This is a genomic window from Halorubrum sp. CBA1125, from assembly GCF_009742825.1.
Taxonomy (GTDB): Archaea; Halobacteriota; Halobacteria; order Halobacteriales; family Haloferacaceae; genus Halorubrum.
Genome location: NZ_WPCE01000109.1, coordinates 1 through 9,940 on the forward strand (window position 1 = coordinate 1; position 9,940 = coordinate 9,940).

9 protein-coding genes and 2 pseudogenes are annotated in these 9,940 nt (G+C 70.0%); 5 read left to right on the forward strand and 6 right to left on the reverse strand.

Annotated elements, in window-relative coordinates; genetic code table 11:
- Nucleotides 1-1,606, reverse strand: a pseudogene (locus GJ633_RS10445) (DUF255 domain-containing protein); the annotation flags it as partial.
- Between the two features lie 153 nt (nt 1,607-1,759).
- Nucleotides 1,760-2,005: a hypothetical protein gene (locus tag GJ633_RS10450; protein WP_156588784.1), complete on the reverse strand. Its 246-nt coding sequence runs from the start codon at nt 2,003-2,005 to the stop codon at nt 1,760-1,762.
- Between the two features lie 408 nt (nt 2,006-2,413).
- Here GJ633_RS10450 and GJ633_RS10455 point away from each other — a divergent pair, with 408 nt between their 5' ends.
- Nucleotides 2,414-3,664, forward strand: coding sequence for a hypothetical protein (locus GJ633_RS10455; protein WP_156588785.1), 1,251 nt, complete (start codon nt 2,414-2,416; stop codon nt 3,662-3,664).
- A 115-nt stretch (nt 3,665-3,779) separates the two neighbouring features.
- Here the strand turns inward: GJ633_RS10455 and GJ633_RS10460 are convergent, their stop codons facing one another.
- From GJ633_RS10460 to GJ633_RS10475, 4 genes are all read right to left on the reverse strand, one after another.
- Nucleotides 3,780-4,325, reverse strand: coding sequence for a DUF1684 domain-containing protein (locus tag GJ633_RS10460; protein WP_156588786.1), 546 nt, complete (start codon nt 4,323-4,325; stop codon nt 3,780-3,782).
- A 149-nt stretch (nt 4,326-4,474) separates the two neighbouring features.
- Entirely contained in the window at nt 4,475-5,176 is a 702-nt protein-coding gene (locus tag GJ633_RS10465) for a helix-turn-helix domain-containing protein (RefSeq protein WP_156588787.1), read from the reverse strand.
- Nucleotides 5,177-5,320: 144 nt separating this feature from the next.
- Nucleotides 5,321-5,599 (reverse strand): hypothetical protein, encoded by a 279-nt coding sequence (locus GJ633_RS10470; RefSeq protein ID WP_156588788.1) that lies wholly within the window; start codon nt 5,597-5,599, stop codon nt 5,321-5,323.
- A complete protein-coding gene (locus GJ633_RS10475; protein WP_156588789.1) occupies nt 5,596-5,976 on the reverse strand; it encodes a helix-turn-helix domain-containing protein in 381 nt (126 codons plus the stop codon). Before GJ633_RS10475 ends, GJ633_RS10470 begins: the two co-directional genes overlap by 4 nt.
- 112 nt (nt 5,977-6,088) lie before the next feature.
- Here GJ633_RS10475 and GJ633_RS10480 point away from each other — a divergent pair.
- The 4 genes and pseudogenes from GJ633_RS10480 (at nt 6,089) to GJ633_RS10495 (ending at nt 9,351) form a co-directional block, all read left to right on the forward strand.
- Nucleotides 6,089-7,722 (forward strand): annotated as a pseudogene (locus tag GJ633_RS10480) (potassium channel family protein).
- 65 nt (nt 7,723-7,787) lie between these two features.
- Nucleotides 7,788-8,159: a 30S ribosomal protein S8e gene (locus GJ633_RS10485; RefSeq protein ID WP_156588790.1), complete on the forward strand. Its 372-nt coding sequence runs from the start codon at nt 7,788-7,790 to the stop codon at nt 8,157-8,159.
- Between the two features lie 73 nt (nt 8,160-8,232).
- Complete coding sequence (rnhB, locus tag GJ633_RS10490) at nt 8,233-8,991, forward strand: ribonuclease HII (protein ID WP_321169018.1); 759 nt, start codon at nt 8,233-8,235, stop codon at nt 8,989-8,991.
- An 18-nt stretch (nt 8,992-9,009) separates the two neighbouring features.
- A complete protein-coding gene (locus tag GJ633_RS10495) occupies nt 9,010-9,351 on the forward strand; it encodes a hypothetical protein (RefSeq protein ID WP_156588791.1) in 342 nt (113 codons plus the stop codon).
- The last annotated feature ends 589 nt before the right edge of the window (nt 9,352-9,940 follow it).

Consider the following 9,940-nt stretch of genomic DNA (forward strand, 5'->3'; position numbering starts at 1 on the left):
GGCGACGAGGCCTCGTCGCCGGCGATCACGACGGCCGCGCCCGCCGGCACCGACCGCGGCGCGGGCGCGTCCTCGCGGTGGGCGTTCGGCGCGACAACCTTCTCGTGGTCCGCGACGCGGAGCGCGGCGCGGCGGAGGTCGCTGCCCGGCTCGTCCCCGACGGCGACGGCGGTCGTTCCCCGACAGAGCCGGCCGGCGAGGCTCCCGTACCCGGCGACCTGCACGCCGAGCCGCTCCGTCGCGCCGGGAACGCCTCGGTCGTCTCGCGAGCGACCTCGCGGTACCGGTCCGCGCCGGTCAGCGCGGCCAGGTCGAGCAGCGCGGTCGCCATCTCGACGTTGCCGTCGAGCGGGCGGAACAGGCGGTCCAGCAGCCCGGGGCCCGACCGCGGCCCGTCGACGAACGAGCCGTCGACGTGCAGCCGCTCGATCGCCCGGTCGGCGACCGCGCGGGCGACGTCGACACCCTCGCCGAGCACTCCGGCCGCCCGGACGAACGCGCTCACGACGCGGGCGGCGTCCTCCAGCAGGTCCGATTCGCCGACCGTCTCGGCGCCGCGATAGTGGGTCACTTCGCCGGTCGCCGCGTCGATCAGGTCGCGTTCGAGCCCGTCGAGGATCCGGTCGGCGTACTCGCGGGCGCGCTCGTCGTCGGTGTAGGCGGCGACCGCGAGCAGCGCGTCGGCGGCGAGCGCGTTCCCGCCGGCGAAGACGGTGAGGTCCCGGCGGGGCGAGTCGAGGTCGGCGCGCTCCTCGGCGGGCGCCGCGTAGTACGCCCGCCCGAGCCCCGGGCCGACGCTGCCGCCGACGCCGTACCCGGTCCAGAGGTCGTCGGTGAGGAACGCGACGGCGTCGAGCGCCGGGTCGAGGTAGGCCTCGTCGCCGGTGTAGAGGTAGGCGTTCGCGAACGCGCGGGTGACCGCCGCGTTCGTGTCGATCGGCTTCTCGTAGGCGACGTCGCTCCAGTCGCGGGCCCCCGCGAACCGGAAGAAGCCGCCGGCGACGTCGTCCGCGAGGCCGTCGCGCACCGCGTCGAGCGTCCGGAGGGCGCGGTCGCGGTCGCGCTTCAGCGCGAACTCGACGGTCCGCGGCAGCGGGAACTTCGCGTCGGTGCCCCAGCCGGCGTGTTCCTCGTCGTACGCGACCTCCAGCTGGCCGGCGAGGTGGCTCTCGATCGCGTCGGTCACCTCCCCGCTCGGCGGGAGGTCGGCGTCGAGCGCGCGCGGGATCCGCCCCGCTTCGCGGCCCTTCTCGGTCCACATCGACCGTACTGACTCGAGGACCTGACGCATCCCCTCCACGTCGAGGTAGCCGGCGCCCGTGAGCAGCTCGCCGTCGGGCGTGAGGAAGGCGGTCGTCGGGAACCCGCCCATGTTGTACCGCTCGCGCACCCGGGGGTGGCGGTCGACGTCGACGCGGACCGGCACGAACCACTCGTTGACGTTGGCGGCGACCCGCGGCTCCGCGTACGTGACGGCGTCCATCTCGTGACAGCCCTCACACCACGTCGCCGACAGCGACAGGAGCACGGGACAGTCGCGCTCGTCGGCCTCCGCGAACGCCTCGCTCCCCCAGTCGCGCCACTCGACGTGCGTCTCGTCGCTCATACCGCCGATCGGTGCGGCCGGTGGGTAAGCGCTTCGAGACGGACGCGACCCGCCGGTTTCGCCGTCGTTCGGCGTCTACTCGAGACTAGCTCACAGAGGGGCACGGCGGAAGCCAACGACGCCGGTCGTGGGTCACTGACTGTTACTACCTCATCACTGACTACTTCCGTCGGTCACTGACCGCTTGTAGTCGTGGCCGAGCGCGAGCGCGATGGCGTTGGCGAACAGCAGACCGACGAACAGCAGCCCGGCGGTTCCGTCGAGTCCCCTGTACAGCAGCACGGGGTACGCCGCCGGGATAGCGATCGCCGCCCAGAAGGCGGCGGCCTTCACCGTGACGGTCATCAGCCCGGCGATGCGACGACCGGAGGAGAACCGCGTGGAAGCGGGGATGGACATGGACACTTCCACGTACCACGGGCATCCACATATAGCCTCCAGAGGGTTCGGGGATTTTCACGTCGATTCTCGGTCCGTTCGGACGTTTCAAAACGACGCGAGAACCGCGATAACAGTTTATCGAGCTGTCTGCGGCGTAGTTACGAATAATTGATACTTTCTGCTCGGAACGGCGTGTCCGACGGACGGTCCGACAGCGGCGTCGTCGACCGCGCGGGACCGTCCCATTCGGACGCACCGACCGCCCGCGGCCGGACGCGAACACGCGATCGATCAATAGCCGCTCGTCCTCACGGCTGACTCCTCGCTCGCTCGGCGCGCTCTCGTCGCAGTTTCACCGTCGGCGTGACACAGACAGGCGTTTGTGCCTACGGGAAGCCCTTATGCACCGCCCGCGTACCCTCGGTCATGAGAGAGTTCACGCGGCGGACGACCCTGTGCGGGCTCGGCGCGGGCGGGATCGCCGCGCTCGCCGGGTGTGTGAACGCCCCGATCGACGGCGACGGCGGAAGCGACGCGGACGGCGACGACGGGGACGGGAGCGACGGCGGTGGAGACGGAAGCGAGGGAAGCGAGGGAAGCGACGGCGACGGGAGCGACGATGGCGACGACGACGGAGGCGGCGGGGAGGTCTCGACGGCGGTCCACCAGGTCGGCGAGCCGCTGTCGGGGGCCGTCTGGGACCGGGAGGCGCGCCGCGGCTTCTGCACGCTCGTCACCGAGGAGGGGGACACCGGGTGGTTGTTCGCGGACGCGCCCGCGGAGACGGACGCGTTCCTGGCGGAGACGGACTTCGAGGAGTCGGTCGTCGCGTACGTCGAGTCGGTCGGACCGACGCTGTGTGACGACGAGATCGCGTTCACCGACGTCGCCGTCGACGGCGACGCGCTCGTCGGAAGCGCGCGCGTCCGGAACACCGCCGCGGACAACGAGGTGTGCGGCGAGGCCATCACCTACCCGAGCGCGCTGTTGCGGGTCACGGCCGACCCGCTCCCGTCGACGGTCCGATTGTCGGTCACGGACGGCTGGGGGGAGACGGCCGAAGTGAGCGACGCCGCCGGCGTCCTCGACCCCGATCGGCTTCCCGGCTTCGTCCGTCCCGACGGCGACCCGCGGTCGGTGCCGGCGGACTTCGACTGCCCCGCCGAGGGGTTCGAGCGCCATCCGCAGGTGTACGACGGCGACGTCAACTGGGGCTCCGGCGGCGGCGCGGGCGCGGAGGGCGGTAGCGGGCTGGAGCTCCGCGTGGTCGATCCGGCGGACGGCGATGGCGGTTCCGACGGCGGCGACGGTTCGGCCGACGAGGCGACGACGTTCGCGCGCGGCGACGACGTCCGGTTCGAGCTGACGAACGTCGCCGGCCGCGAGAGACACACCGGGAACCGCCAGAAGTACAACGTCGAGGTGTACACCGAGGCCGGGTGGATCGAGCTCCGCGGCACCGACGGCGAGCCCGTGTTTGACTACACCGACGAGGCGATCTCTCACCCGCCGGGCGAGACCGCGGCGTGGGAGTTCACGCTGACCGAGTCGGGACTCGTCGAAGACGATCCGCACCCCGCCGACCTCCACGTCTGTCCCGACCTCGTTCCGGGCCGATACCGGTTCGTCTTCTGGGGCGCCGCCGACATCGCGGTCGCGTTCGACTACGAAGGGTGATCGGCGCCGCCGGCTCGCGGTCCGTTCGGAGCCGGCCCCCAGTCCGCTCGAAGGCCGACTCGCGGTCCGTCTGAAGACTGACTCGCGGTCCGTCCGGGCAGCACCGCGCCGAGGTTCACGCGAGGTCCGGCGCCTTCTCGCCGGCCCGAACCGCGGTCTCCAGCCAGTTCTCCTCGGGCGGGAGCGGACAGGAGAACGCCTCGCTGTAGGCGCAAAACGGGCTGTACGCGAGGTTGAAGTCGATCGTGACCACGTCCCCGTCGGCGAGTTCGTCGTCCGGTTCGAGCTCCATGTACCGCCCGTGGTGGTACGTCTCCTGGCCGGTGGTCTTGTCACGGAAGGGGACGAATATCGCCCCGTCGTCGCCCGCCTGCCGGTAGCCGGCGAGGGTCCGCGCTTCGCCGTCGATCTCGAACGCGAAGGTGACGATCCGGAGGTACCGGACCGGGTTGCTCGCGGTCGTCTCCATCTCGACGGGGTCCGGCTCGTCGTGGACCGTCACGGTCGCCTCGACGCGGTAGTCCGGGTCCGGCGGGAAGTAGTCGAGCCCGTCGAAGTCGTCGCGGTGCTCCGGCGGGACCGGCGACTGCGGGTGCTCGGCGAAGAAGTCGTCCTTCTCGCGGCGGTTCTCGCGGAGCCGGGCGGCGTACTCGTCGCTCATGCGCGATCCGAGCGTCGCCAGCCGTTTCAGCGTCGCGGTCGCATCCGGCGCATTCGGCGGTCGCCGACTCGGCGGTCACCGACCCGGCAGGCGCGACGACGCCGTTCCGCGACCGACTCCGACGCCGTGGGGGACCGTCTAGCGCCGACTCAGAACGACTGGAGGTCGGCGAGCGCGTCGTCGAGGTCGCGCGTCGACGTCGCCAGCGAGACCCCGTCGACGCGGGCGAGGTCGCCGGCGTGCTCCCAGAGGTCGTCGTCGTCGATGCCGTGGAGGACCACCGCGTTCGGGGTGGGGCTCACCACCCGGAGCGCGACGAGCGGGGACTCCCCGCGGGTGACGCGGGTGAACACGAGCGCGCGGTTCGTCGACTGGCCGTACAGCCGGTAGAACTCCTCGCTCGACAGGCGAGTGATCGCCTGGATGGAGTCGATGACGGTGTGGCCGTTCACCTGGTCGTGGTCGCCCGCGACGACCTCCGTCGCCCCCATCGCCTCGTAGAAGTCCTCGAGCGGAACCGGGGCCTCGTACTCCCGGAGGTCGTGGACGATGTCGCTCTCGAAGCCCGCGGAGAGCACGCGCGCGTACTGCCGGAGCCGACCGCCGCCGCGTCGCTCGTCGATGTCGAGGAGCCCCTCGACGGTGCGTCGAACGACGCCGATCCCCGGGCTCTCGCGCCGGCCGCTCTCGTAGTCCGAGATCACGGAGGACGAGACGTCGAGCTGGTCGGCCAGTTCCGTCTGGGAGACGTCGAAGTCCGTCCGCCACTTCCGCAGGGTCGCGCCGGGGTCGTCGCTGAGCGTTATCTCGCCGGCGATCCGGCGGGAGAGCTCGTCGCGTGCGTCGCTCATCACCGGTACCACGCACGAACCCCGCAAAAGGCTACCGAAAACGGGGTTCGTCGGACGTCGACACGCACGTGTCGGGACGGCCCACTGCTCTTTACGCGACCGGACGGGCTCGAGACGGATCGTTCCCCGGACGGCGGGGGTGGGTCACTCCACGTACAGGGAGTACACGATTATCCCGAACCCGACTGCGGTGAGCAGGCTGTTGATGGCGATGCCCGTCGCGAGCCCGGCACCGATGATCTGGTGGGTGACGCCGCCGATCAGGGCGCCGACGGTGACGACGCCGAACCCGACCCCGAGCGCGCGCAAGGAGGCGTCGCCGGTTCGGCCGTACGCGCGGAGCGCGTAGTACGTGATGCTTCCGCCGAGCAGCAGGATGGCGGTCTTCGCGACGATGATCGCCAGGTCGATGTAGGTTGTCATGTTTCCTCTCGAAGCTCCGACCACAGGTCGGCCAGTCGCTCGTCTCGCGTGCGATCGGGACGGCTGAACTCGACGCCGAACTCGCGGTCGTCCTCGTCGAGCGAGACGGTGATCGAGTCGAACGACACCGAGTACCGCGTCGTGTGCTGCCCGTCGCGTCGGATGTCCGTCGACTCCTCGAGCAGCGACGCCTCGGTGAGCAGCTCCAGCTTTCGGTACGTCGTCGACAGCGGGATATCACACTCCTCGGAGAGCTCGCTCGCCGTCTTCGGCTCGGAGAGTGCGGTAACTATCCGACGTGCGGCCTCGTCGGCCAGCGCGTCGAGGACCGTCTCGACCGACGGAGGGTCCTCCCTCCGCGACGGGGTCCGCACCATACGTCCCGGTTCCCCCCGGCGTAACTTAAACTGTCGAACTTCGGCCGGCCGCGGGACGGTGATCGGAGCGGGGCGCCGCCGTTTTTGTATCCGGGTCGCCTACGGCGATCCGATGGATCCGTGGAAGCGTCGCGTCGTCTGGTACGCCGGGTTCGTCCTCGCGGTGCTGGTCTTCACGGCCGTCGTTTACCGCTGGGGGATGCGAGTGTACGAGGGCGAGACGCAGACGTTTATCGAGGCGATCCGCTTTTCCGTCGAGATGTTCTCGACCACCGGCTTCGGCGGGGACGCGCCGTGGGAGAGCCAGCAGATGAACGCGTTCATCGCGGTGATGGACCTCGTCGGGATGATACTGCTCCTCGGCGCGCTCCCCGTGGTGGCGACGCCCCTCTTAGAGAGCGCGTTCGAGACGACCGTCCCCCGACAGCTCGACGACGACTACGCGGGCCACGTCGTGATCTGCTCGGACACGGCGCGCGCGGACACGCTCGTCGCGGAGTTCGACTCGCACGATGTCCCGTACGCGATCGTCGAGCCCGACGACGACCGCGCACTCGACCACTACGAGGAAGAGCGCACGGTGGTCAGGGCGGACCCGGAGTCGGCGGCGGGACTGGAGGCCGCCCGGCTCTCCGAGGCCCGCGCGCTGGTGACCGACGTCTCCGACCGCGTCGACGCGAGCATCGTCCTCGCCGCCTCCGAGGTCGCGCCCGACGTCCCGGTCGTCAGCGTCGTCGAGGACCCCGACCGCGAGCGGTACCACCGGCTCGCCGGCGCGGACACGGTCGTCTCCCCGCGGTCGGTGCTGGGCGAGAGCCTCGCCGACAAGGTGACGACCGCGCTGCGGACGGACATCGACGAGGCGGTCACGATCGGCGAGTCGCTGCGGCTCGCGAGGTGGCGATCCACCACGGGAGCGGGCTGGCCGGGTCGACGCTGGGGGAGAGCGGGATCCGCGAGCGGACCGGCGTCAACGTGATCGGCGCGTGGTTCGCCGGGGAGTTCGAGTCCGCGCCGTCACCCGACGCGACGCTGCCGGCCGGCACGGTCCTGCTCGTCTCCGGCCGGACTGACCAGCTGGAGCGCCTCGTGGATCTGGCCAACTCCGCCGCCCGGCGGTTCGGTGCCGGCGAGACCGTCCTCGTCGGCTACGGGCAGGTCGGCCGCGCCGTCGAAGAGGCGCTCGCGAGCGACGACATCCCGGTCACGGTCGTTGACCGCGAGGACGCGCCCGGCGTGGACGTCGTCGGCGACGCGACCGACCCGGAGGCGCTGACGACCGCCGGCGTGCAGCAGGCGCGGACCGTCGTGTTGGCGATCCCGGACGACACGACCGCCGAGTTCGCCACCCTCGTGATCCGCGACCTCTCGCCGAACACGGAGGTCGTCGCCCGCGTCGAGGACCGCGAGAGCGTCCCGAAGATGCACCGCGCCGGCGCCGACTACGTGCTCTCGCTGGCGACGGTCACGGGGCGGATGTGCGCGTCGCAGGTCCTGTCGGACCGCGACGTGCTCTCGTTGGACCAACAGGTCGAGGTCATTCGGACCCGTGCGCCGACGATCGCCGGGAACCGCCTCGCCGACGCCGCGGTTCGCGAGGCGACCGGCTGCACCGTCATCGCGATCGAGCGCGGCGAGGAGACGCTCACCGACATCGGACCGGACACTCGCGTCCGGACGGACGACGAACTCGTCGTCGTCGGCACGGACGACGGGATCCGCGAGTTCGAGCGCCGCTTCGCCTGACTCCGGGCCAGAACCGGTCGCGACGAGTCGAACGCTTCAAGTATTCGCTGGCTGTTCGTACCCGTATGAAAGACCAGGGACGCTCAGCGCGCAAGCGCACCGGCGGCCGACTCACGCACGCCTCGAACAAGAAGCGCCACCAGCTCGGCCGCGAGCCGGCCGAGACGACCGTCGGCGAGACCAGGCTCCAGTACATCGACTCTCGGGGCACCGACACGAAGGTCCGTGCCCTCTCGACGAACGTCGCGCAGGTCGCCGACGGCGGCGAGGTGATCGAGGCCGAGATCGAGAACGTCGTCGACAACCCCGCGAACGTCAACTACGCCCGCCGGAACATCGTCACCAAGGGCGCCATCATCGAGACGTCCGCGGGCCGCGCCCGCGTCACCTCTCGTCCCGGCCAGACCGGGCAGGTCAACGCGGTCCTCCTCGAGTAGCGTTCCGTCCGTTCGACGCACCGATATCGACCGCTTACTGAACGTATTTCCCTCTCCGTACCGACACCCACCCGTGTACCTCGGCGTCGACGAGGCCGGCAAGGGCCCCGTTCTCGGCCCGATGGTCGCCGCGGCGGTGCTCGCCGACCCGGCCAGCCTGCCGGCCGACGTGGACGACTCGAAGCGACTCTCGTCGACGCGCCGCGAGGCGATCGACGCCGCCGTCCGCGAGGCCGAGAGCGTCGCCGTCGGCGTCGCGACCGTCGAGCCGGCCGCGATCGACCGCCCCGACACCGACATGAACACGCTCACGGTTCGCGGACAGGCGCAGGCGCTGCGTCTGGCGTTGCGCGCCGCTGACCCGGACGGAACCGGACTCGACGAGCCGGTCCGCGTCGTCGCCGACGCGGGCGACACGAGCGAGGAGCGGTTCGCGGGGCGTCTCGGACGGTTCGTCCGCGAGCCGGACCCCGCGGCCGGCCACCTCGTCGCGTCCGCCGCGGAGGCGCCTCGCGCCGAGACCGACGTCGACAGCCCGGTCCCTGATATCGCCGTCGAGGCCGCCCACGGCGCCGACGAGCGCGACCCGGTCGTCGGCGCCGCGAGCGTCGTCGCCAAGGTGGCCCGCGACGCGCGAATGGCCGCGATCGACGACGCGTATCCCGCCTACGACGGCCTCGGGAGCGGCTATCCGGGCGATCCGGCGACGCGCGCGTTCCTCCGAGCGTACGTCACGGACCACGGCGACCTCCCCGACTGCGCCCGGCGCTCGTGGTCCACCTGCGACGACGTGCTGGCGGCCGCGGCGCAGTCCGAACTCGACGAGTTCTGAGAGGGTCGTGCGACGCTGTTGAAATCCCAGCAGACGACGCACTCTGTCCTGGTTGTGGCGATACAGTCAACGGAACGATTGGCCCGCTATGCACCGGCGACACCGAGGAGCGTGGTTCGAGAGAGCAAAGCTCTCTCGTCATCGCCGGAAGTCAAAGACTTCCGGCTAGCAGCCAGAATCCTCCTGATTCTGGCGAATCCCGAAAATATCCGGGTTTCGGGCGACAGCAAGGTCCCCGCGTCCTCGCGGCTGGGGCTTTGGAAGCGGTTATCGCGTCAGCGACCGATCGTCCGGGCGGCTGAGGCGTTCGAGGTGGTCATCGCACTCCCAGGAGCAGCACTCAGAAGCGGGTGTCCCTGAACCCCTGCTGCGATCTCTATCGGTTGGTGTACGGACGTGTTAAGCAGTGTATACTCATACGGGATGTGTTCGTACGTTCGGGTATGGGAAAGCTGAAAAAGGCTCTCTTGGCCATTGTGGGAACCGTGGTAGGCATCGTAGCGTTACGAGAAGTACGCAAGCGACGGTCGAGAAATACCGAAGAGGAGCTGGAAGGATAAACACGAAAATCCCGAAACTACACTTGAACACGCGAAAGCTGCGGCTGAACGCACCCGTCATGTCATTCGGAACGCCAACGCAAGCTACTCGGAACGGGGGCTGGTTCACCCACTTTGAAGTCACACAAACGACGTCGTCGTGCTGCACCCAGCCTCTCTACCTCGCACTTGTTCGGATCTGTTGAACTCCTCTTCTTCAGACGGATTATCGTCCGAAACAGCTGGTAGAGTCGGCGTGCTTATAGAGCGAATGATGTGATCGAGGTTAGGTCGTTGCCGGGGCGGAGAACACTCACAAAGCCCCAGCCGCGAGGACTCGGGGGTCTTGCTGCGCTCCTCACTCGGTCGCTGGCGCTCCCTCGTTGCGGTGCTTACTGCGGCCGCCGTCG

What these genes read in the sequence shown, in the direction of transcription:
- GJ633_RS10450 (WP_156588784.1), bottom strand. Translation starts at nt 2,005, where the DNA reads ATGTCCATCCCCGCTTCCACGCGGTTCTCCTCCGGTCGTCGCATCGCC.
- GJ633_RS10455 (WP_156588785.1), top strand. Translation starts at nt 2,414, where the DNA reads ATGAGAGAGTTCACGCGGCGGACGACCCTGTGCGGGCTCGGCGCGGGC.
- GJ633_RS10460 (WP_156588786.1), bottom strand. Translation starts at nt 4,325, where the DNA reads ATGAGCGACGAGTACGCCGCCCGGCTCCGCGAGAACCGCCGCGAGAAG.
- GJ633_RS10465 (WP_156588787.1), bottom strand. Translation starts at nt 5,176, where the DNA reads ATGAGCGACGCACGCGACGAGCTCTCCCGCCGGATCGCCGGCGAGATA.
- GJ633_RS10470 (WP_156588788.1), bottom strand. Translation starts at nt 5,599, where the DNA reads ATGACAACCTACATCGACCTGGCGATCATCGTCGCGAAGACCGCCATC.
- GJ633_RS10475 (WP_156588789.1), bottom strand. Translation starts at nt 5,976, where the DNA reads ATGGTGCGGACCCCGTCGCGGAGGGAGGACCCTCCGTCGGTCGAGACG.
- GJ633_RS10485 (WP_156588790.1), top strand. Translation starts at nt 7,788, where the DNA reads ATGAAAGACCAGGGACGCTCAGCGCGCAAGCGCACCGGCGGCCGACTC.